18 protein-coding genes are annotated in these 22,384 nt (G+C 70.2%); 4 read left to right on the forward strand and 14 right to left on the reverse strand.

All coding sequences use genetic code 11. The features are described from left to right. Positions 1-10 precede the first annotated feature (10 nt). From FBY35_RS26935 to rsmH, 14 genes are all read right to left on the reverse strand, one after another. On the reverse strand, positions 11-616 hold the full coding sequence (locus FBY35_RS26935; protein WP_142216560.1) for a cell division protein SepF: 606 nt from the start codon (positions 614-616) through the stop codon (positions 11-13). Positions 617-741: 125 nt separating this feature from the next. Continuing rightward, complete coding sequence (locus tag FBY35_RS26940) at positions 742-1,461, reverse strand: YggS family pyridoxal phosphate-dependent enzyme (RefSeq protein WP_142216561.1); 720 nt, start codon at positions 1,459-1,461, stop codon at positions 742-744. After that, entirely contained in the window at positions 1,458-2,174 is a 717-nt protein-coding gene (gene pgeF, locus FBY35_RS26945) for a peptidoglycan editing factor PgeF (protein ID WP_260848828.1), read from the reverse strand. Before pgeF ends, FBY35_RS26940 begins: the two co-directional genes overlap by 4 nt. 17 nt (positions 2,175-2,191) lie before the next feature. Then, positions 2,192-3,397 (reverse strand): cell division protein FtsZ, encoded by a 1,206-nt coding sequence (ftsZ, locus tag FBY35_RS26950; protein WP_142216563.1) that lies wholly within the window; start codon positions 3,395-3,397, stop codon positions 2,192-2,194. Positions 3,398-3,672: 275 nt separating this feature from the next. Continuing rightward, positions 3,673-4,467, reverse strand: coding sequence for a cell division protein FtsQ/DivIB (locus FBY35_RS26955; RefSeq protein WP_142216564.1), 795 nt, complete (start codon positions 4,465-4,467; stop codon positions 3,673-3,675). 15 nt (positions 4,468-4,482) lie between these two features. Continuing rightward, on the reverse strand, positions 4,483-5,577 hold the full coding sequence (gene murG, locus FBY35_RS26960) for an undecaprenyldiphospho-muramoylpentapeptide beta-N-acetylglucosaminyltransferase (protein ID WP_142216565.1): 1,095 nt from the start codon (positions 5,575-5,577) through the stop codon (positions 4,483-4,485). Between the two features lie 6 nt (positions 5,578-5,583). After that, positions 5,584-6,978 carry a putative lipid II flippase FtsW gene (gene ftsW / locus FBY35_RS26965; protein ID WP_260848829.1) on the reverse strand — a complete coding sequence of 465 codons (1,395 nt, stop codon included), beginning with the start codon at positions 6,976-6,978 and terminating at the stop codon, positions 5,584-5,586. Positions 6,979-7,023: 45 nt separating this feature from the next. Further along, positions 7,024-8,442, reverse strand: a complete 1,419-nt coding sequence (murD, locus tag FBY35_RS26970) for a UDP-N-acetylmuramoyl-L-alanine--D-glutamate ligase (RefSeq protein WP_142216566.1) — start codon at positions 8,440-8,442, stop codon at positions 7,024-7,026. Further along, positions 8,439-9,509, reverse strand: coding sequence for a phospho-N-acetylmuramoyl-pentapeptide-transferase (mraY, locus tag FBY35_RS26975; RefSeq protein WP_142216567.1), 1,071 nt, complete (start codon positions 9,507-9,509; stop codon positions 8,439-8,441). Before mraY ends, murD begins: the two co-directional genes overlap by 4 nt. After that, positions 9,506-10,921 carry a UDP-N-acetylmuramoyl-tripeptide--D-alanyl-D-alanine ligase gene (murF, locus tag FBY35_RS26980; RefSeq protein ID WP_142216568.1) on the reverse strand — a complete coding sequence of 472 codons (1,416 nt, stop codon included), beginning with the start codon at positions 10,919-10,921 and terminating at the stop codon, positions 9,506-9,508. The genes mraY and murF overlap by 4 nt, the downstream gene beginning before the upstream one ends. Beyond that, the gene (locus tag FBY35_RS26985) at positions 10,918-12,609 is read right to left on the reverse strand and encodes a UDP-N-acetylmuramoyl-L-alanyl-D-glutamate--2,6-diaminopimelate ligase (protein ID WP_142216569.1); all 1,692 of its coding nucleotides are present in this window, start codon (positions 12,607-12,609) and stop codon (positions 10,918-10,920) included. Before FBY35_RS26985 ends, murF begins: the two co-directional genes overlap by 4 nt. A 16-nt stretch (positions 12,610-12,625) precedes the next feature. After that, positions 12,626-14,554, reverse strand: coding sequence for a penicillin-binding protein 2 (locus tag FBY35_RS26990; RefSeq protein ID WP_160159321.1), 1,929 nt, complete (start codon positions 14,552-14,554; stop codon positions 12,626-12,628). A gap of 4 nt (positions 14,555-14,558) precedes the next feature. After that, a complete protein-coding gene (locus FBY35_RS36515; protein WP_399208932.1) occupies positions 14,559-15,218 on the reverse strand; it encodes a septum formation initiator family protein in 660 nt (219 codons plus the stop codon). After that, positions 15,215-16,168 (reverse strand): 16S rRNA (cytosine(1402)-N(4))-methyltransferase RsmH, encoded by a 954-nt coding sequence (rsmH, locus tag FBY35_RS27000; RefSeq protein WP_142216571.1) that lies wholly within the window; start codon positions 16,166-16,168, stop codon positions 15,215-15,217. The genes FBY35_RS36515 and rsmH overlap by 4 nt, the downstream gene beginning before the upstream one ends. A 331-nt stretch (positions 16,169-16,499) precedes the next feature. On the opposite strand from rsmH, the gene FBY35_RS27005 reads away from it, so the two are divergent. The 4 genes from FBY35_RS27005 (at position 16,500) to FBY35_RS27020 (ending at position 22,152) form a co-directional block, all read left to right on the forward strand. After that, positions 16,500-17,042 carry a carbonic anhydrase gene (locus tag FBY35_RS27005; RefSeq protein ID WP_142216572.1) on the forward strand — a complete coding sequence of 181 codons (543 nt, stop codon included), beginning with the start codon at positions 16,500-16,502 and terminating at the stop codon, positions 17,040-17,042. Positions 17,043-17,240: 198 nt separating this feature from the next. Continuing rightward, positions 17,241-18,287, forward strand: coding sequence for a MoxR family ATPase (locus tag FBY35_RS27010; RefSeq protein WP_142216573.1), 1,047 nt, complete (start codon positions 17,241-17,243; stop codon positions 18,285-18,287). Beyond that, positions 18,287-19,642 (forward strand): DUF58 domain-containing protein, encoded by a 1,356-nt coding sequence (locus FBY35_RS27015; RefSeq protein ID WP_142216574.1) that lies wholly within the window; start codon positions 18,287-18,289, stop codon positions 19,640-19,642. The genes FBY35_RS27010 and FBY35_RS27015 overlap by 1 nt, the downstream gene beginning before the upstream one ends. Then, entirely contained in the window at positions 19,639-22,152 is a 2,514-nt protein-coding gene (locus tag FBY35_RS27020; protein ID WP_186357073.1) for a DUF3488 and transglutaminase-like domain-containing protein, read from the forward strand. Before FBY35_RS27015 ends, FBY35_RS27020 begins: the two co-directional genes overlap by 4 nt. Positions 22,153-22,384: the final 232 nt, after the last annotated feature.

Raw genomic sequence — 22,384 nt, forward strand, 5'->3', positions numbered from 1 at the left:
GTGTCGGTTCCTAGCTCTGGTTGAAGAACCCGCCCTCAGCAATGCGGGCCTTGTCCTCCGCCGTGACATCGACGTTAGCAGGAGACAACAGGAACACCTTCTGCGTAACCCGCTCAATGCTGCCATGCAGACCGAAGACGAGTCCCGCGGCAAAGTCGACAAGTCGCTTTGCGTCGGTGTCGTCCATCTCCGTGAGGTTCATGATCACCGGAGTGCCCTCGCGGAAGTGTTCCCCGATGGTACGGGCCTCGTTGTAGGTCCGTGGGTGCAGTGTGGTGATGCGGTAGGGCTCCCGCTCGGACACAACCTTGGGCATGATCACCGGTGCGTTCTTCTCCAGGCTCGGACGTTCAGGTGTGATGGATGCCACGGGGGCGATTCGCGCCGGACGTCCACTTTCAGCGGGAAGCGGAACCGGATCGCGCTGTGCGGGCGGCTGGACCACCCGCACCGGTTCGTCCCGCTCGGCCTGGTGCGGGGGCTGGTGGCGCCGGTGGTCCCGCTCGGGCTCCGGCTCGGGTTCGAAGTCGTCATCGGGATCGAAACCCCGGCCGTCGTACCCATCGTCCTCCACGAGGCCGAGGTAGACCGCCATCTTGCGCATCGCGCCGGCCATTCTCTGAGTCCTCCGCTCTGTGGTGGATCGGCATTCGTCACCAAGTGCCAGCGATCCACTCGGTCTGCCCGCATTGTGGCGGGAATGACCATATTTTCTGCTGTGGTCCGACTTGCTTCGCGACGTTACCCGAGCCGGGGTCGGACTCCGAGTACCGCAGTGCCGACGCGCACATGTGTCGCTCCGGCCGCCACTGCCTGTTCGAGGTCCGTACTCATCCCTGCTGACACCATGTTCGCAGCAGGATGCCCGGCGCGCAGGCTGGATGAGAATTCCATCAGCCGCTCGAACGCCGCCTGTTGCCGTCCCGCGTACGGTCCGGTGAGCGGCGCGACGGTCATCAGTCCGTCCAGCCGCAGTCCTGGTGCGCCGTCCACGGCGGCCGCCAACTCCTCGATGCCGCTCGGCGCCACGCCTCCCCGCTCCCCGCGCTCGCCCGACTCGGCGTCGAGCGCGACCTGGATGAGACACCCGAGTTCACGCTCCGCACGGACCGCGGCCGCGGACAGCGAGGTGACGAGCCTGAGCCGGTCGACAGACTGCACGACATCGGCATAACTCGCCACGGAACGGACCTTATTGGTCTGCAACTGCCCGACGAAGTGCCAGCTGAGGTCCAGATCCGAGCAGTCTGCTGCCTTCGGCGCCGCGTCCTGGTCACGATTCTCGGCCACATGCCGCACACCCAGCTCATGGAGCAGTCGCACATCGCTCGCCGGGTAGGTCTTGGTGACCACAATGAGGGTCACCTCCTCCCGCTTGCGGCCGGCGGCCGCGCAGGCCGAGGCGATACGTTCCTCCACGGCCGCGAGCGTGCCCGCGAGTTCGGTCCTTCGGTCCGTCATTCCTGTCCGTCCAGCCAGACGTATCCGGCGAGCCGCCCGGTGGTGCGGTCGCGGCGGTACGAGAAGTGGTCGCCCGATTCCAGTGTGCACACCGCCGACCGCTGCCGGTCCCTGACCCCGAGCGCGTCGAGCTGGGCGTGGACCGCGGCAGTGACGTCGACGGCCGGGGTGCCCCAGCTGGTCTCGGACCAGGCAGCCGGTACGACCGCGGCCACATCCGCCCGCATCTGCTCGGGAACTTCGTAGCAGCGACCGCAGACGGCCGGTCCGGTGCGGGCAATGATCCGTTCCGGGTCCGCGCCGAGCGATGTCATCGCGTCGACTGCCGCGGGCACGACTCCCGCGATCATCCCGGGGCGTCCCGCGTGCACGGCGGCCACGACGCCTGCGACCGGGTCGGCCAGCAGTACGGGAGTGCAGTCCGCGGTCAGTACGGCGAGGGCGAGCCCGCGCCGCACGGTGACCACGGCATCCACCGAGGGAACGGGAGCCTCGCCCCACGGCCCGTCGACATCGGCGACGTCCTTGCCGTGAACCTGGTTCATCCAGACGACCAGGTCGGGGTCGAGCCCCAGTTCCTTCGCGGCGATCGCCCGGTTGGCGAGGACCGCCGCGGGGTCGTCGCCCACCGCTCCGCCGAGGTTGAGCTCCTCGTACGGAACGGCGCTCACCCCGCCCCACCTGTCGGTGAAGGCGAAGTGCGCGCCGCTCACGATGACGTGCTGGTCTATCACTTCAAGAAGTCCGGTACGTCCAGCTCTTCGGCCTGGCTGTCCTGGTACGGACGGGCCGGCGGGACCTGCGCGGGCCCGGAGTTCAGATCATTGCCCACGGGAATGGGCTCGGCCGGGGCCGAGGGCTCCTCGCGGGCCGGAACCGTGCCGAGACCGGACGCGCGCGAGGTCTCCGTGCCGCGCGACGGTGTGGCCGGCGGCTCGTCGCGCTTGTTCGCGGCGGATCCCAGGACGTTTTCGCGGCGGGTCGGCGGCTGTCCGCCGTCGAAGCCGGCCGCGATGACTGTGACCCGTACCTCGTCGCCCAGAGCGTCGTCGATGACCGCGCCGAAGATGATGTTGGCTTCGGGGTGGGCGGCCTCGCTGACCAGCTGGGCCGCCTCGTTGATCTCGAAGAGTCCGAGGTCCGAGCCGCCGGAGATCGAGAGCAGTACCCCGCGGGCGCCGTCGATGGAGGCTTCGAGCAGTGGCGAGGAGATCGCCATCTCGGCGGCCGCCACAGCGCGGTCGTCGCCGCGGGCCGAGCCGATGCCCATCAGCGCCGAGCCCGCCTCGGACATCACGGACTTGACGTCTGCGAAGTCGAGGTTGATCAGACCGGGCGTGGTGATGAGGTCGGTGATGCCCTGAACACCCGACAGCAGCACCTGGTCCGCGGACTTGAATGCGTCCAGAACGCTCACCTGACGGTCCGAGATGGACAGCAGCCGGTCGTTCGGGATGACGATGAGGGTGTCGACCTCTTCGCGGAGCTCGGCGATGCCGTCCTCCGCCTGGTTCGCGCGGCGGCGGCCCTCGAAGGTGAACGGGCGGGTGACCACACCGATCGTCAGGGCGCCGAGCGTACGCGCGATATTGGCGACGACGGGTGCGCCACCGGTGCCGGTACCGCCGCCTTCGCCGGCGGTGACGAAGACCATGTCGGCCCCCTTGAGGACCTCCTCGATCTCCTCACGGTGGTCCTCTGCCGCCTTGCGACCGACTGCGGGATTGGCTCCGGCCCCCAGGCCGCGGGTGAGTTCACGGCCGACGTCGAGCTTGACGTCGGCGTCGCTCATCAACAGCGCTTGCGCATCAGTGTTGATCGCGATGAACTCGACGCCCTTGAGACCGACCTCGATCATTCGGTTGATGGCATTGACACCACCGCCGCCGACACCGATGACCTTGATGACTGCGAGGTAGTTCTGCGGTGCTGCCACGTCGAAGGCCTCTCGCCTCGAGTTACGTGTCGTCGCTGCGCGGTTGTCGCGCGGCGCCGACGGATGCCGGTGGGACGGTCCGGAACGCCGACCCAAACCCTAACGCTGAAGTTTAGGGTTACCAGTGTGTCTGCTTCTTGGACTCTCCGAACAGGACACTAAGTCGACAAGTGGCGCCCGTTCAACGAACACGCCGAACCTCCCGTTTTTCTTTTCACCCTATGTGATCACCCATAGCGATGACCAACCAGGGTGCTGGCCAGCGCAAATGTGCGTCAACTACCCGATGCGGCAGGGGCGGTTGGCGCACTGACGTCGAAGTGCCGCGCCTTGGGTGCGGCTTTCATCAGCGCCGCGAGAGCACGAGACTTCGCCTCGCCCCGCTCGGCGTTGCCCCAGACCACCGTACGGTCCCGGCTCAGCTTCAGGGTGATGTAGTCGTATGAGCGGACTGTCACAACTCTTGCGTCCGTAGCGACTTTTCCGGGGAGGTCACCCCATACGCGAACCGCCTCGACGACGAGTCGATCAGTTCCGAAACGACGCAGACCCGGGGACTGGGCCACGGACAATTCGAGCAGCGGGAGACCCTCGGGCGCCTTGTCCACGGTGGCGAACCGGACACCCTCCGCGTCCACTTCGACGAACCGAGCGCCCTTCTCCATCAGCAGGACGGGCTTTCGTTCGGTCACTTCGAGTTCGATCCCGTCCGGCCACGACCGTACGACATCCACCGATTCGATGCGGGGCAGCTTATGCAGAAGCCGGGCCTCAATGGCGTCCGTATCGACGGAAATCAGCGGCGAACCGGTCGGGGCGGCCGCCGCTGCCGTGACCTCTTCCGGAGTCAGAATCTCGGTTCCGGATGTCGTCACTTTCTCGAGGCGCAGCCACTGGGAACCGTAGAGCACCCAGATTCCGGTCGCGACGAGAACCACCGCGGCCGCGGCGATCAGCAGGGGGCGGCCCGGGACGCGGAGCCGGCGCAGCGGGGAGCCCTGGCGGGGCGGCCGGGCCGTCCCCTCCGAAGGCCCCCGCGCACCACGTTCGGCGGTGGTCGGTCCGGCCACGCTCCCCTGCCCTTCTTACGCCTTGCGGCGTGCAGCGATCGCCTCGTACACCATGCCGACGAGCAGGTCGTCGGCGTCCCTGCGGCCGAACTCGGCGGCGGCACGGGACATCTCGTACAGCCGGTGCGGATCGGCGAGCACCGGAAGGACATTGCCCTGGACCCACTCGGGGGTGAGTTCCGCATCGTCGACGAGCAGTCCCCCGCCGGCCTTGACCACCGGCTGGGCGTTCAGCCGCTGCTCACCGTTACCGATCGGCAGCGGTACGTACGCGGCGGGCAGCCCGACGGCGGAGAGTTCGGCGACGGTCATCGCGCCCGCGCGGCAGAGCATCATGTCGGCCGCGGCGTACGCGAGGTCCATCCGGTCCACGTACGGTACCGGGATGTAGGGCGGCATTCCGGGCATGTTGTCCACGTGCGGCAGTTCGTTCTTCGGGCCCACCGCGTGCAGGATCTGGATGCCGGAGCGCTGGAGCACCGGAGCGATCTGCTGGATGACCTCGTTGAGGCGGCGGGCACCCTGAGAGCCGCCGGAGACCAGCAGCGTAGGCAGGTTGGGGTCGAGCCCGAAGGCGGCGCGTGCCTCGGGGCGGACGCGGGCGCGGTCCAGGGTCGCGATGGTGTGGCGCAGCGGGATGCCGATGTAGCGGGAGTTGCGCAGCTTGCTGTCGGGCGTGGCGACGGCGACACCGGCCGCGTACCGCGAGCCGATCTTGTTGGCCAGGCCGGGCCGGGCGTTGGCCTCGTGGACCACGATCGGCACACCGAGGCGCTTGGCGGCCAGATAGCCGGGCAGCGCGACATAGCCGCCGAAGCCGACGACGCAGTCCGCCTTCGTACGCTCCAGGATCTGCTCGGCGGCCTTGATCGTGCCGCGCAGCCGCCCGGGGACGGTGATCAGCTCAGGGGTGGGCTTGCGCGGCAGCGGAACGGCGGGGATGAGCGCCAGCTCGTAGCCCCGCTCGGGCACGAGCCTGGTCTCGAGTCCCTTCTCCGTACCGAGGGCCGTGATCCCCACGGTCGGGTCCTGCCTGCGCAGGGCGTCCGCGAGGGCGAGCGCGGGCTCGATGTGGCCGGCGGTCCCCCCACCGGCGAGTACGACATGCACCGAAATTCACCGCTCTCCGGACGGACGCTTCTTGACGCGCCGCCTCATCGTTTTCCATCTCACCCCGGGCCTCCGCACGGCCAGTGCCGCCTTCGCGGCCGGGTCCTCTCGCGCGAAGGCGATCAGCAGCCCCACAGCGAACATGGTCGGCAGCAGGGCCGACCCTCCGTAGGAGAACAGCGGGAGCGGGACACCGGCGATCGGCAGCAGGCCGAGCACCGCACCGATGTTGACCACGGCCTGGGCCGTGATCCAGGTGGTCACACCTCCCGCCGCGTACCTCACGAAGGGGTCCTCCGTTCGTCCGGCCACGCGGATACCCGCATAGCCTAGGGCCGCGAACAGGGCGAGCACCGACAGCGTCCCCGCCAGACCGAGTTCCTCCCCGGCGATGGCGAAGATGAAATCGGTGTGAGGTTCGGGGAGTTGACCCCATTTTTCCACACTTGCACCGAGACCGGAACCGAACCATCCGCCAGACGCAAGAGCATAGATGCCGTGCACAGCCTGCCAGCACTCGCCCTTGGGACCGAGGTCGATCGCGCCGATGCAGGAGAGCCGGGACATCCGGTTCGCATTTGTCTTGATGAGCATCAGACCGACGACGGCGGCGATGCCGAGCACGCCCGCGAACAGCCTGGTCGGCGCTCCCGCCAGCCACAGCAGGCCGAAGAGGATCGCGGTGAGGATGATCGCCGTGCCCATGTCGCCGCCGAGCATGATCAGGCCGAGCAGCAGGAAGGCCACGGGGACGAGCGGGACCAGCATGTGCTTCCACTGGGTGAGCAGCCGTTTGTCCTGCTTGCGGGCCAGCAGGTCGGCGCCCCACAGGATCAGGGCCAGCTTGCCGAACTCGCTCGGCTGGAGCTGGAAGGGCCCGCCCAGATAGATCCAGTTCTGGTTGCCGTTGACCGCATGCCCTATCCCGGGGATCTGGACGAGCACCATCAGGAAGACGGCGCCCATCAGCAGCGGGTACGACAGGGCCCGGTGGAGCTTGGCGGGCATCCGGGACGCGACCAGGAGCAGGCCGGTGCCGATGGCCGCGGCGAGGAACTGCTTGCGGAAGAAGTACGAGGCCGGGAGTGACAGCTCCAGCGCCTTGATCATCGAGGCGGAGTAGACCATCACCAGGCCGAGCACGGTGATCAGCAGGCTGCTGCCGAGGATCAGGTAGTAGGCGGTCAGCGGGCGGTCCCAGGCGCGGCGCGCCTGCTCGTACAGCCTCCGGGCGCCTCTGTTGCGGGACGGACGGGGCGGGCGGGGAGCGGCGCTCGGCCTGCGCGTGATGGCGGGGCTCCGCCCCGGACGCCTCGCTTCGACCGCCTCGGAGGCTCCATCGGAGCCCGTCCGGCGGCCCAGTACTCGCCCGAAGGGGGCGGCGGTGTCATCGGCCGGCATGGTCGCTGTCCCCTCCAGTCGTGCCTGGCGCGGGGGTCTGGCCGGTCAGGCGCGCTCGGCGGGGAGTTCACGGACCGCGTCCGCGAACGCCTCGCCTCGCTTGTTGTAGTTGGCGAACATGTCCATCGACGCACAGGCCGGAGCCAGCACAACCGTGTCCCCGGGACGGGCCAGCCGCGCCGCTTCCCGGACCGCCGCCGACATCGCCCCAGTGTCTGTCCGGTCGAGGTCGACGACCGGGACTTCGGGGGCGTGTCGCGCGAGGGCTTCGCGGATCAGTGCGCGGTCCGCTCCCATCAGTACGACGCCGCGGAGCCGCTGCGTGGACTTCGACACGAGTTCGTCGAAGGTCGCCCCCTTGGCCAGTCCGCCCGCGATCCACACGATCGGGTCGTAGGCGGCCAGGGAGGCTTCCGCGGCATGGGTGTTGGTGGCCTTGGAGTCGTCGATGTACGCGACACCGGCCACGTCCGCGATCTTCTCGATACGGTGCGGGTCGGGCCGGAAGCTGCGCAGTCCGTCGCGTACGGCAGCGGGTGCGACACCGTACGCACGGGCCAGCGCCGCCGCCGCAAGGGCGTTGGCGATGTTGTGCGGAGCCGGCGGGCTGACGTCGGCGACCTCGGCGAGCTCCTGGGCCTGCTTGTGCCGGTTGTCGACGAAGGCGCGGTCGACCAGGATCCCGTCCACGACGCCGAGTTGGGAGGGTCCCGGCGTGCCGAGGGTGAAGCCGATCGCCCGGCAGCCCTCCTCGACGTCGGCCTCGCGCACCAGGTCCTCGGTCGCCTTGTCGGCGGCGTTGTAGACGCAGGCGACCGTGTTGCCCTCGTAGATACGGCCCTTGTCGGCGGCGTACGCCTCCATCGAGCCGTGCCAGTCGAGGTGGTCCGGGGCCAGGTTGAGCACGACAGCGGAGTGGGCGCGCAGCGAGGGCGCCCAGTGCAGCTGATAGCTGGAGAGTTCGACGGCGAGGACGTCGTACGTCGTGTCGCCGAGCACCGCGTCGAGGAGCGAGACGCCGATGTTGCCGACGGCGGCCGTGCGCAGACCCGCGGCTTCGAGGATCGAGGCGAGCATCCGCACGGTCGTGGTCTTGCCGTTGGTGCCGGTGACCGCGAGCCAGGGCGCGGCGCCCGGACCGCGCAGCCGCCACGCCAGTTCGACGTCGCCCCAGACGGGTACGTCCGCCTCGGCCGCGGCCAGGAAGAGCGGCTTGTCCGGCTTCCAGCCGGGTGTGGTGACGATGAGTTCGGTGCCCTCGGGCAGGGTCGCCCCGTCGCCGAGGCGGACGGTGATTCCCTCCGCCTCCAGCTCGGCGGCCTGCGCGCGGGAGCGCTCGTCGTCACCGTCGTTGACGACGGTGACGACGGCGCCCAGACCGTGGAGCACACGGGCGGCCGGGATCCCGGACACCCCGAGACCCGCGACGGTGACCCGCTTGCCCTGCCAGTCCTGCACACTCACTTGTCGGCCGCCCAGCCCGCGTAGAAGAGCCCGAGACCCACGATGACGCACATGCCCTGAATGATCCAGAAGCGGACCACCACAAGGACTTCGGACCATCCCTTGAGTTCGAAGTGGTGCTGGAGCGGTGCCATGCGGAAGACCCGCTTACCGGTCATCTTGAAGGAACCGACCTGGATGACCACGGACATGGTGATCAGAACGAACAGGCCGCCGAGGAGGGCGAGCAGAAACTCCGTACGGGAGCAGATCGCCAGGCCGGCGAGCGCGCCGCCGAGGGCGAGCGAACCGGTGTCCCCCATGAAGATCTTGGCGGGCGAGGTGTTCCACCACAGGAAGCCGAAGCAGGAACCCATCAGTGCGGAGGCGACGACGGCGAGATCGAGCGGATCTCGTACTTCGAAGCAGGCGTTGGGGTTGGTGAGGGTCACCGCGTTCGCGCAGGACTCCTGGAACTGCCAGAGCCCGATGAAGGTGTACGCGCCGAAGACCATCACCGAGGCGCCGGTGGCCAGGCCGTCCAGACCGTCCGTCAGATTCACGCCGTTGGACATCGCGAGAATCATGAACAGGGCCCAGACCACGAAGAGCACCGGGCCGATCGACCAGCCGAAGTCCGTGATGAACGACAACTTGGTGGAGGCGGGGGTCTGGTGGCGGCTGTCGGCGAACTGCAGTGACAGCACGGCGAAGGCGATGCCGACGATAAGCTGTCCCGCCATCTTCGCCTTGGCCCGCAGGCCGAGCGAACGCTGCTTGACGATCTTGATGTAGTCGTCGAGGAAGCCGACGAGTCCCATGCCGGCCGTCAGGAAGAGCACCAGCACACCCGAGAAGGTCGGGTCCTCGCCGGTGATCACCTTGGACAGCGCGTACGCGATCACCGTAGCCAGGATGAAGGCGATGCCGCCCATGGTGGGCGTGCCCTTCTTGCTGCCGTGGCTGCGCGGGCCGTCGTCCCGGATGAACTGCCCGTATCCCTTGCGGGCCAGGAGTTTGATCAGCAGCGGGGTACCGACCAGGGTCAGAAAGAGCCCGATGGCTCCCGCGAAGAGGATCTGCCTCATCGGCCGGCGACCTCGCCCTCGGTCGTGGTCTCGAGCAGCGCCTGGGCGACCCGCTCGAGCCCGACCGACCTGGAAGCCTTCACCAGCACGACGTCTCCCGGTCGCAGTTCACTGCGCAACAGGTCGACCGCCGCCTGCGCGTCGGACACGTGCACCGACTCCTCACCCCACGAACCCTCGTTATATGCGCCCAGCTGTAGCCAGGACGCTTCCCTGCCCCCGACTGCGACGAGCTTGCTGACGTTGAGCCGGACGGCGAGCCGCCCGACCGCGTCGTGCTCGGCGAGCGCTTCGCCTCCGAGCTCGGCCATCTGGCCGAGCACCGCCCAGGTCCGCCTCCCCTGGCCCATGGCGGCGAGCGCACGCAGCGCGGCTCTCATGGACTCGGGGTTCGCGTTGTAGGCGTCGTTGACGACCGTCACGCCGTCCGGACGCTCGGTGACCTCCATGCGCCAGCGCGAGAGGGTGCCGGCCTCGGAGAGCGCCGGAGCGATCTCGTCGACGGACATGCCCAGCTCATGGGCGACGGCGGCCGCGGCGAGCGCGTTCGACACGTGGTGCTCACCGTACAGCCGCATGGTCACGTCACTGCACCCGGTGGGGGTGTGGAGTGTGAAGGAAGGCTGTCCCTGCTCGGTGAGCCGGACATTCTCGGCACGTACGTCCGCGTCTGCGGCTTCTCCGAAGAGGATCACGCGGGCCTTGGTACGGGACGCCATGGCTCGTACGAGGGGGTCGTCGGCGTTGAGGACGGCCACACCGCCCGCATCGGCCGGGGGCAGGGCTTCGACGATCTCGCCCTTGGCCTCGGCGATCTGCTCACGGCCGCCGAACTCGCCGATGTGCGCGGTTCCGACGTTGAGCACGAGGGAGATCTTCGGTGGGACCAGGCCGGTGAGGTAGCGGATGTCGCCGATGTAGCGGGCGCCCATCTCGAGGACGAGGTGCTCGGTGTCCTCGGTGGCCCGCAGCGCTGTCAGCGGCAGACCGATCTCGTTGTTCAGATTGCCCGCCGGGTAGACCGTGGGGCCCTTGCGCTGAAGGACCTGGGCGATGAGGTCCTTGGTACTGGTCTTGCCGGAGGAGCCGGTGAGCGCGACGGTCGTGGTGCCGAGGCGTTCGACGACGGAGCGGGCGAGGGCGCCGAGTGCGGCGGTGACGTCGGGCACCACGATCGCGGGTACGCCGACAGGGCGGGTGGCCAGCACGGCGACCGCGCCTGCCGCCACGGCCCGCTCGGCGTAGTCGTGGCCGTCGACGTTCTCTCCTGCGAAGGCGGCGAAGAGGGAGCCGGGCCGCACCGCGCGGGAGTCGGTGACGACGGGACCGGTGACCCTCAGGTCCGGATCCGGTATGTCGTACGACTGCCCGCTGACGATTTCGGCGATCTCGGCGAGGGAGAGGACGATCACGGCTTCATCCCACTGTTCGAAGAGCTGGCGGCGTTCTCGATGGCCGCGCGCAGAACCTGGCGGTCGTCGAAGGCGCGGACCACTCCGGCGATGTCCTGGCCCTGTTCGTGGCCCTTGCCGGCGACCAGCACGGTGTCGCCGGGCTGTGCGCGGGCAACGGCCGCGGCGATGGCGGCGGCCCGGTCGGCCTCGACCAGGACGTCGCCGCGTTCGTGGATCGGCACCTCGGCCGCCCCGGCGAGCATCGCGGCCAGAATCGCGAGCGGGTCCTCGGAGCGCGGGTTGTCGGAGGTCAGTACGGCGGTGTCGGCCAGACGCGCGGCGGCAGCGCCCATCGGTCCGCGCTTGGTCTGGTCCCGGTCGCCGCCGCAGCCGAGGACGATGTGCACCTTGCCCTCGGTGACCTTGCGCAGGGAGCGCAGGACCGACTCGACGGCGTCCGTCTTGTGGGCGTAGTCGACAACCGCGAGATACGGCTGGCCCGCGTCCACACGCTCGAGGCGGCCCGGCACGCCGGGGACGGCGGCGATGCCGTCGGCGGCGGTCTGCGGGTCGATCCCGGCGACGGCGAGGGTGACCACGGCGGCCAGGGTGTTGGCGACGTTGAACGGGCCGGGCAGCGGGGCCTGTGCGCGGATCCGCTCGCCCGCCGGGCCGACCGCGGTGAACGTGGAGCCGACCGCGCCGACTTCGACGTCCTCGGCCCGCCAGTCGGCGTCCGGGTGGCCCTCGGCGGAGAAGCTGGTGACCGGTACGGACGCCTCCTTGAGGAGCCTGCGGCCGTACTCGTCGTCGAAGTTCACGACCGCGAGCCTGCTGCGCTTCGGTGTGAACAGCTGCGCCTTCGCCTGGAAGTAGTCCTCCATGTCGGAGTGGAATTCCATGTGCTCGGGGCTGAGGTTGTTGAAGACGGCGACGTCGAAGACGCAGCCGTCGACCCGGCCGAGCACGAGGGCGTGGCTGGAGACCTCCATGGCGACCGACTGGACGCCGCGTTCGCGCATCACGGCGAACAGGGCCTGGAGGTCGGTGGCTTCCGGGGTGGTGCGCTCGGACTTGATGCGCTCGTCGCCGATGCGCATCTCGACCGTACCGATCAGACCCGTGCTGTGGCCGGCCGCTCTGAGGCCGCCTTCGACGAGGTATGCCGAAGTGGTCTTGCCGGAGGTGCCGGTGATGCCGATCTGGAGCAGGCCGTCGCCCGGGTGCCCGTAGATCTCGGCGGCGAGGGCGCCCATACGGCCGCGCGGGTCGTCGGTGACCAGGACCGGCAGGCCGGTCGCGGCGGCGCGCTCGGCGCCCGCCGGGTCGGTCAGGATCGCGGCCGCCCCGAGGTCCGCCGCCTGGGCGGCGAAGTCGGCGCCGTGGAAGCGGGCGCCGGGCAGGGCGGCGTACACATCGCCGGGGCGTACCGCCCGGGAGTCGTGGGTGATACCGGTGACATCACCGGCGCCCGGGCTCTTCACACCCAGCGCGGCGGCCAGCTCCCCCAGGGATGTCGGGCGGGGCCGGTCCGGGCGGGGCGCTCCCGGATGTTTGGCGGGGGCGTCCTGCTGGGCGGTTCGGTACTGATCAGCTTGCGACACGGCGGTGAGCGTACCGGGCGCACCCTGCCCGCGGCTAAATGAGGGGGCCTCGCGCTCGGACGGGTCCGGCGGGTTCCCGGAATCGGAAGTGATGGTTGTCACTGGTGGCTCCTCCGGGTCACTCGCCCGCCTGGAAGGTGACGGGCAGCCGGGCGGGGGCGGCGCCGGTCGGCGCGACCTGAAGGGTCTTGAGCGCGAACTCCATGACCTTCTGGTAGATCGGGCCGCAGATCTGGCCGCCGAAGTAGCTGCCTTTGGTCGGGTTCTGGATGGCGCAGTAGACGGTGATGCGGGGCTTGTCGGAGGGCGCGAAGCCGGCGAAGGACGCGGTGTAGCCCTTGTAGCGGCCCAGTTCCGGATCGACCCGGTTGGCCGTCCCGGTCTTTCCCGCGACGCGGTAGCCGGGGATACGGGCCCTGGTGCCGGTGCCCTCCTCGTCACCGACGACCGACTCCAGCATGGTGGCCAGCGTCCTGGCGGTCTGCTCGCTGACGACACGGGACTTTCCGGGGGCGGGCGCCGGGGTGAAGTGTCCGTCGGGCCCCCTGGTGCCGCGGATCAGCGTGGGCTCGATACGTACCCCGCCGTTGGCGATCGTCGAGTAGACGGAGGCCGCCTGCATGGCATTGAGCGAGAGTCCCTGGCCGAAGGGGATCGTGTACTGCTGCGAAGTGGACCACTTCTGCGGCGCGGCGAGGATGCCGGACGTCTCGCCCGGATAGCCGAGCCCGCTCGGACTGCCGATGCCGAATTTGCGCAGATACGAGTACAGGACCCGGTTGGCCGCGGCCTGGGTCTTGCCCAGCTGGCCGGTCGCGAGGATGGTGCCGATGTTGCTGGACTTGGCCAGGACGCCGTTGAGCGTGAGGTTCCAGGTGGCGTGGTCGATGTCGTCCTTGAAGAGCCGGTCGCCGCGGTGCAGCCGGTTGGGGACGACGACATGGGTGGCGGGGGTCGCGGCCTTCTCCTCCAGCACGGCGGCCATGGACATGACCTTGGCGGTCGAGCCCGGTTCGTACGCGTCCTGGAGCGCGGCGTTGCCCATCGCGGCCGAGTTGGCCTGCGTGAGGTCGTTGGGGTCAAAGCCCGGTGCGTTGGCCATGGCGAGCACCTCGCCGGTCTGGGTGTTCTGCACTATCACATAGCCGCGGTCGGCCCTGGACTTCTTCACCTGCTCGCTGATGGCCTTTTGAGCCGCCCACTGGATGTCGCGGTCGATGGTCAGCTCGATGTCGGAGCCGGGGACGGCAGGGACTTCGCGGGAGCCCGCGGTGGGGACACGGCGGCCGCCGGACTGGGCGTAGGTGATCTCGCCGTCCTTGCCGGCGAGTTCCTTGTCGAGCATGGACTCCACGCCGCCGCCCCCGCGGCCGTCGGCGTTGACGTAGCCCAGTATCCCGGCGGCGAGGTCGCCATTGGGATAGACGCGTTTGCTGCTCGGCTCCTGGAAGACGCCGCCGAGGACGTTGGCGCCGGGGCCGCCCTTGGCCTTGTCCGCCCTGGCCTTCTCGGCGAAGACGGACTTGAGGTCCTTGATCTGGTTCCAGACCTGGGGGGTCTGGCGGCGGGCGAGCACGGTGTAGCGGGACTTGGGGGCCTTGAGCTTCTTGGTGAGCTCGGCCGCGTCCCCGCCGAGGATGGGGGCGAGCAGCGCGGCGGCCTGTTCCGGTGCGTCGGGGGCCTTGCTCTCCTTCGGCGTGAACATCTTCGGGTCGGCGGTGATGTCGTACGCGTCGACGCTGGTGGCCAGGGCGATTCCGGCCCGGTCGGTGATCTCGCCGCGCTCGGCGGTGAGCTTGTGGCTGAGGTAGCGGTTCTTCTCCGCCTTGGCGGCGTACGCGCTCGCGTCGACGGCCTGCACCTGCAGGAGGCGTACGACGAACGCCAGCATCACCAGCGTCAGACCGAGGCTGACCAGACGCAGCCGGGGGCGGGGACTGCCGAGCCGGATGGCCCGCGGAGCCGGCCCGGGGCGGCGGGGCGCCGGCCGGACGGACGGCCGCCGGGCGGGTCCTGGCACGCGGCGGCGCTGAGGATCCTTGGGCACTGCGTCACCTGCCGGGGGTCGTCGGGGTCGGCTTCGCGGACGGCGGCGACGGCTCGGCCGCCTGACCGGTCCTGGTGGGCGCGGGCTTGGGCTCGGGCGCCGGTGCGGGCGCGGACTGCTGGGACGGCCCGAGGCGGGGGGCGGGCACGACCGATGCCGTCGGGGTCGTGGCCGGGGACGGAGCAGGGGCCCGGGCCGGGGATGCCGTGGGCGAGGGGGACGGCGGGGGCGAGGGGGACGCCGACGGGGACACCGGGTTCCGGATCTCCATCGGCGACGGGTCGGGCGACGGCAGCGCGGTGGCCTCGCCCGGAACGCCGCGCACCGTGCCGTCCGGGTCGAGGAAGGCCGGACTGCCGCCCGGCACCATGCCGAGCTCGCGGGCCCTGCGCTCCAGCGCGCCGGGAGCGGAGCGGTTGTCCACGTCCCGCTGCAGCGCCTGCTGCTCGTCGGTGAGTTCGGTGGTCTTCCGCTTGAGCTCGCTCAGCTTGAACGAGCCCTGGTTCAGTGCGGAGTTCAGCAGCAGCAGCGAGATCAGACCGCCGCCGAGGAGCACCACGACCAGCAGCACGAAGGGGGTACGGGCCGCGGTGCTCGGCCCCGACGGCATCAGCCTGGCGAGCCGCGCTGCCCGCCCCTTCAGCTGCTTGGCCGCTGAGTTCACACGTCCTCCCGGATGCGCTGCACTCCCCTGAGACGCGCGGGCGCCGCACGGCGGTTCTCGGCGACCTCCTGATCGGTGGGGAGCTCCGCGCCGCGGGTCAGCAGCTTGAGGCGGGGCTGGTACTCCTCGGGGACGACCGGCAGTCCCGGCGGCGCCGTATTGGCGGCGCCGGCCGCGAAGACCTGCTTGACCAGCCGGTCCTCCAGCGAGTGGTAGGAGAGGACGGCGATACGGCCGTCGACGGCGAGTGCCTTGACGGCCGCAGGGATCGCGCGCTCCAGCACGGTCAGCTCCCCGTTCACCTCGATGCGCAGGGCCTGGAAGGTGCGCTTGGCGGGATTGCCGCCGGTGCGCTTGGCGGCCTGCGGCAGCGCGTCGCGGATCAGTTCGACGAGACGGGCGCTGTTGGTGAAGGGCTCCTTCTCACGTTCCCTTACGACTGCAGAGACGATCCGCTTGGCCTGCTTCTCCTCGCCGTACATGCGCAGGATCCGCACCAGCTCACCGGGCGGGTAGGTGTTGAGGACCTCGGCCGCGCTGACGCCGGTCGTCTGGTCCATACGCATGTCGAGCGGGGCGTCCTGGGCGTACGCGAATCCGCGGTCGGCCTCGTCGAGCTGCATGGAGGAGACACCGAGGTCGAACAGGATGCCCTGGACACGGGGGAGCCCCAGCCGGTCCAGGACCTGCGGCAGCTCGTCGTAGACGGCATGCACCAGGGTGGCCCGGTCACCGAAGGGAGCGAGCCGCTCGGCCGACAGCCGCAGCGCTTCCGTGTCGCGGTCGAGCGCGACCAGACGCGCGTCGGGGAACTGCGTGAGCAGAGCCTCGCTGTGTCCGCCGAGCCCCAGGGTGCAGTCGACCACCACCGCGCCCGGCATCTGCAGGGCCGGGGCCAACAGGTCCAGGCACCGCTGGAGCATCACCGGGACGTGTCGGGTCTCGCTCATGCGCCCTCTCAGGTCCGGCGCGGGGCGTACGTACTGCCGGGTCCCCGCCCGCTCAGAAGGGCCGTACGTACGCCGCACACGCGGGGAGAAAATGGAAATGTGCAGGATGTGTCCGTGAACTGCCGTCACTTTAGTCCACGCGTCCTCGCGGTCAATCAACCGGATGGCGCGTGGCGCGCGGTACCTGGGGACACGTCACGGATGCGAACAGTTCACCCGTACGGGTGCGCCCACATCACCCCTGTGGGTTAGCTCACAACAAGGCTCATTGATGTTCTTTGTCCCCCCTCACAGCAGGCTTCGGCCCGCTGTGCGCATTACCGTCGTCCTCATGTCGACTTCCGCGCACCACCCCGCAGAAGCAGCGCTTCCCCGTAACACCGTCACCGACCGTCTCGTCGAGGCGAACCTGCGTTACGCCTCCGGTTTCCAGGACCCGGGGATGGACGCCCGCCCCGTACTGCGCGTGGCCGTCGTCGCGTGCATGGATGCCCGGCTCGACCTGCACGACGCGCTCGGCCTGGCGCTGGGCGACTGCCATACGATCCGCAACGCGGGCGGCGTGGTCACGGACGACGTGATCCGCTCGCTCACCATCAGCCAGCGGGCGCTCGGCACCCGCAGCGTCATACTCATCCATCACACGAACTGTGGCCTGGAGAGCCTCACCGAGGACTTCCGCCACGAGCTGGAGGACGAGGTGGGGCAGCGTCCGCCGTGGGCCGTGGAGGCCTTCAGGGATGTCGATCAGGATGTGCGCCAGTCGATGCAGCGGGTGCGCACCTCGCCGTTCCTGGTGCACACCGACGACGTCCGCGGCTTCGTCTTCGACGTGACCAGCGGGCTGCTGAGGGAGATCGACCCCACTGCGTGACCGGCCGGACACCCGGAGAATTGTGGCAACTCCGACAATTCCCACCCCTTTATCCACAGGCGAGTGACACGACGCGGCAACGGCAACAAGAATGCGGGTGTGACACCTTCCGGAACTTGCCGGAGCTGGTGTCCGTGTTTCGGGGTGGGCCGGGCCGTCTGAAAGGCGCCGGCCCGTGAAAGGGCCGAGGAGGGCCGGGTGACGACCTATGACGATCGAGCGAGCCTCACGGATCTGACCACGACAGCGGAGCGGGTCCGCAGGTCGGTGGAGGGTGTGATCGAGGGCAAGCCTGAGGTCGTACGGCTTTCGCTGACCGTGCTGCTCGCCGAGGGGCATCTGCTCATCGAGGATGTGCCGGGCGTGGGCAAGACGATGCTGGCCAAGGCGCTTGCGCGGTCCATCGACTGTTCGGTGCGGCGCATCCAGTTCACGCCTGACCTGCTGCCGTCCGACATCACCGGTGTGTCGATCTTCGACCAGCAGCGGCGTGACTTCGAGTTCAAGCCGGGCGCGATCTTCGCCCAGATCGTGATCGGCGACGAGATCAACCGTGCGTCGCCCAAGACGCAGTCGGCGCTGCTGGAGTCGATGGAGGAGCGCCAGGTCACCATCGACGGCAAGTCGTACGAACTGCCGAGCCCCTTCATGGTGGTGGCCACCCAGAACCCGGTGGAGATGGAGGGCACCTATCCGCTGCCGGAGGCTCAGCGCGACCGCTTCATGGCGCGTGTGTCGATCGGGTACCCCAGCGCGGACGCCGAGCTCCAGATGCTCGATGTGCACGGCGGGATCTCGCCGCTCGACGATCTGCAGCCGGTGGCGCACGCCCACGACATCGTGAAGCTCATCGACGCGGTGCGTACGGTCCATGTCGCCGACGCCGTGCGGCGTTACGCGGTGGAGCTGGTGGCGGCCACCCGCAGCCACCCGGACCTCAGACTCGGCGCCTCGCCGCGCGCCACGCTGCATCTGCTGCGGGCGGCGAAGGCATCGGCCGCGCTCAGCGGCCGTGACTACGCCCTGCCGGACGACATCCAGGCGCTGGCGGTCCAGGTGCTGGCCCACCGCCTGCTGCCCACCGCTCAGGCCCAGTTGAACCGGCGTACGGCGGAGCAGGTCGTACTGGAGATCATGCAGCGCACCCCCGTGCCCACGGCCGGCGGCTCCGAGACCACCTATGTCCCGGGCCGCAAGGCCCAGCCGCCGCTCTACGGCCAGCAGCCCGGCGCCCGGCGGTTGTGATGTCGGCCGGGGGCCCCGCCGCCGCGGAAGGCAAGGACACGGGCGGACTGCGGGCGGCCCTGGGCGGACTGACGACGCGTGGCCGTTCCTTCCTCGCGGCGGGCATTGCCGCCGCGGTGTGCGCGTATGTCCTCGGACAGAGCGATCTGCTGCGCGTAGGGCTGCTGCTCGCGGTGCTGCCGCTGGTCTGCGTCGCCGTGCTGTACCGCACCCGTTACCGGGTCGCGGCCAGCCGGCGGCTCTCACCCGCGCGCGTGCCCGCCGGCGCGGAGGCGCGTGTGCATCTGAGGATGGACAACGTCTCGCGGCTGCCCACCGGGCTGCTGATGCTCCAGGACCATGTGCCGTACGTGCTGGGGCCCCGGCCCCGGTTCGTGCTGGACCGGGTGGAGGCGGGCGGGCGGCGCGAGGTGTCGTACCGGGTCCGCTCGGATCTGCGCGGGCGCTATCCGCTCGGCCCGCTCCAGCTGCGACTGAGCGACCCGTTCGGGATGTGCGAGCTGACCCGGTCCTTCAGCGCGTTCGACACGCTGACTGTCATCCCGCGGACCGAGGCGCTGCCCGCGGTGCGGCTCGCCGGTGAGTCCTCGGGTTACGGCGACGGCCGCCACCGCTCGCTCGCACTGGCAGGCGACGACGACGTGATCCCGCGCAACTACCGCTACGGCGACGACCTACGCCGGGTCCACTGGCGCTCCACCGCGCGCTACGGCGAGTTGATGGTGCGCCGAGAGGAGCAGCCGCAGCGGGCCAGATGCACGGTGCTGCTCGACACCCGCCGCGTCGCCTACCAGGGCGCCGGTCCCGACTCCGCCTTCGAATGGGCGGTGTCCGGTGCGGCCTCCGCGCTGGTGCACATGCTGGAACGGGGCTTCTCGGTCCGGCTGTTGACGGACACCGGAAGCTCGGTGCCCGGTGAGGGCGCCGACGGCTTCGCCGGTTCGACCCAGGAGTCGGCGGACTCCGCGGGTCTGATGATGGACACACTCGCGGTCGTCGACCACTCCGACGGAGCCGGGCTCTCCCCCTCGTACGACGTGCTGCGCGGCGGGAACGAAGGGCTGCTGCTCGCCTTCTTCGGCGATCTGGACGAGGAGCAGGCGACCCTGGCCGCGCGGATGCGCCGGCGCAGCGGTGCCGCCGTCGCCTTCGTCCTGGACAGCAGGTCCTGGGTGACGGGCGGGGCGGTCGCGGGGTCGGTCGAGGACCGGCTGCGACTTCTGCGTGAAGCGGGCTGGACGGCGCTGGCCGTGTCGCCGGGTGCGCACCTCTCCGACCTGTGGCGCCAGGCGGGCCGGGAGCGCAGCGAGTCCTCCGGCAGCGGTACGAACGGTTTCTCTGGGGGTTGGTCATGAGCGGTCGCGGAAGGCTGGCCCTGTGCGCCTATGCCGCCACGCTGATGGCGGCGGGCGCCATGCTGCCACTGATCGAACCGGCCAGCTGGATGCTGCAGGCGGTGTTCATGCTGGCCATCGTGAGCGGCGTGGGGGCGCTGGCCCGGCGGGTTCCGCTGGCCCGGCCGCTGACGGTGGCCGTGCAGGGGCTCGTCCTGCTGTTGCTGCTCACCATGCTCTTCGCGTCGAGTCAGGCGATTCTCGGTGTCCTGCCGGGCCCCGATGCCATCCAGCGGTTCGGCCGGCTGCTGAACGCGGGCGGCGAGGACGTCGGGCGGTACGCGATCCCGGCGCCGGCGACCGACGGCATCCGACTGATGGTGCTCGGCGGCGTGCTGGTGATCGGCCTCGCGGTCGACGCCCTCGCGGTGACATTCCGCAGCGCTGCGCCCGCCGGACTGCCGCTGCTCGCGCTGTACTCGGTCGCCGCGGGTCTGTCAGGCGGCGGCGCGAGCTGGCTGTGGTTCCTGCTCGCGGCCACCGGATATCTGGTGCTCCTGCTGGCCGAAGGCCGTGACCGGCTCTCCCAGTGGGGCCGGGTCTTCGGCGGTGCCGTGCCCGCCCAGGGCCAGACCGGCACATACATCCCCCCGGGGGGCGGCCATGCGCTGGCACCGGTCCGTACGGGCCGCCGGATCGGCGCGCTCGCACTCGGCGTCGCGCTCGTGGTCCCCGCGGCGCTGCCCGCCCTGAACGGCGGGCTGCTGGACACCGCGGGCAACGCAAGCGGCCCGGGCCCGGGCGGCGGCACGATCTCCGCGGTGAACCCGCTGGTCTCGCTGCAGGACAGCCTCAACCAGCCCGAGGACCGCGAGGTCATCCGGTATCGCACCAACGCGACACAGACGAAGGACCTCTATCTGCGGATCGTCGCGCTGGACCAGTTCGACGGGACCGCGTGGAAGACCTCCCAGCGCGACATCAAGGATGTGCCGGGTCAGCTCCCCCAGCCGACCGGTCTGAGTCCGTCCGTCGCCGTCACGGAGATCAAGACGAACGTCTCCGCGGCCGGCTCGTACAAACAGAGCTGGCTGCCGCTCCCCTATCCGGCGACCAAGGTGGCGATCAAGGGACGCTGGCGCTTCGAGCCCGAGGGCCGGACGCTGGTCGGCGACCGCGGTCAGGACACCCGCGGCGCGCAGTACTCCGTCAACAGCCTGTTGGTGAGGCCGACGGCGGAGCAGCTGGCTTCGGCGCCACGCGCACCCGCCAAGCTGCTGAGTGAGTACACCAAGGTCCCCGACGGGCTGCCCGGCGACGTCAGGAGCATCGCGAAGACGGTGACCAAGGGCGCCACGAACGACTACGAGCGTGCGGTCAAGCTCCAGGACTGGTTCGCCGTCACCGGCGGCTTCCGGTACGACACCCAGGTGGAGTCCGGTACGGGCGCCGGCGCGATAAGCCGCTTCCTGAGGAAGAAGGAGGGCTTCTGCATTCACTTCTCCTTCTCGATGGCCGCGATGGCCAGGACGCTCGGCATACCGGCGCGGGTGGCCGTGGGCTTCACACCCGGCTCCCCGCTCTCCGACGGCAGCATGTCCGTCGGTCTGCAGGAAGCTCACGCCTGGCCCGAGCTGTACTTCGAGGGCGTGGGGTGGACGCGGTTCGAGCCGACCCCCAGCCGGGGCACCGCGCCCGACTACACACGGCCCCAGTCGCCGAGCGGCGGGGCGAGCACTCCGGCGGAGCCCGAGGGAAGTGCCTCCGCGGAACCCTCGGCCGCGCCCTCAACGGCGGACAACTGCCCGCCGCAGGCGCGCCGTCTCGGCGACTGCGGTGCTGCCGCGCCGCGTGACGTCGCCCCGCCCACCGACCCCGGGACCCCGGCGAGCACGTGGGTGAGCGTGGCTCTGGGGGTCGTGGCGCTGGTGCTGGTGCCGCTGCTGCCGATGCTGTGGCGCATGAGGACGAGGGCCCGGCGGCTGCGCTCCGGCGGGCGGGCGCCGGCGGGCGCCACCGATCCGGCGGCGGTGTCGCTGCAGGAGGCCCCCGACACAACGGCCGTCGGCGAGCTCGCACTCGCGCAGGAGTCGGCCCGGACGCTGGCGACCTGGCAGGAGATCTCCGACCTGGCCTGGGATCACGGCATCCTGCCCGACGAGTCGCAGACGCCGCGGAAGGCGGCTGCACGCATCGTCCGGCTCGGCAAGCTGGAGGAGGAGTCGGCGGACGCGGTGCACCGGGTGGCCCGGGCGGTGGAGCAGGTGCTCTACGCCCCGGAGCCCAGGCCGGTCACGGGGCTCGCGGACGACGCCCAGCAGGTCCGGGCCGGGCTACGGGCAGCGGCGAGCCGGGGAACCCGTCTGCGGGCCCTCCTGGCGCCCCGCTCATCCGTCCGGGTGGTCTGGGCTCTCTCGGCCCGCTGGAGGGCGTGCACGGACCGCTGGGGCGTGCGCGCGACGGCACACAGGCTGGGGCTGCCGGACAGGTGGCCGGGCATCCTCCGCAGGCCGTCCCGGCAGCAGGGCTGACGGCATCGGGCCCGTGGGCCCGTGTCATGGGCCGGGCTCAAGCCCGCCTTATGACACGGGCCCACGTGGGGGCCTGTTGGCGAGTGCGCCGGGGCCGGGGCCTGTCCGGCCGGTCTTGCCGGGCTCGCGTGCCTGGCACGCACTCCCCCGTAGCCCTTCGAGCACGGGAGGTGCCCCCATGCTGCGTTGCCGTCGGTCGCCGACGCTCCGCGTGAGCTCCTCCCGTGCCTTC

It is taken from the genome of Streptomyces sp. SLBN-118 (assembly GCF_006715635.1).
Classification (GTDB): domain Bacteria; phylum Actinomycetota; class Actinomycetes; order Streptomycetales; family Streptomycetaceae; genus Streptomyces.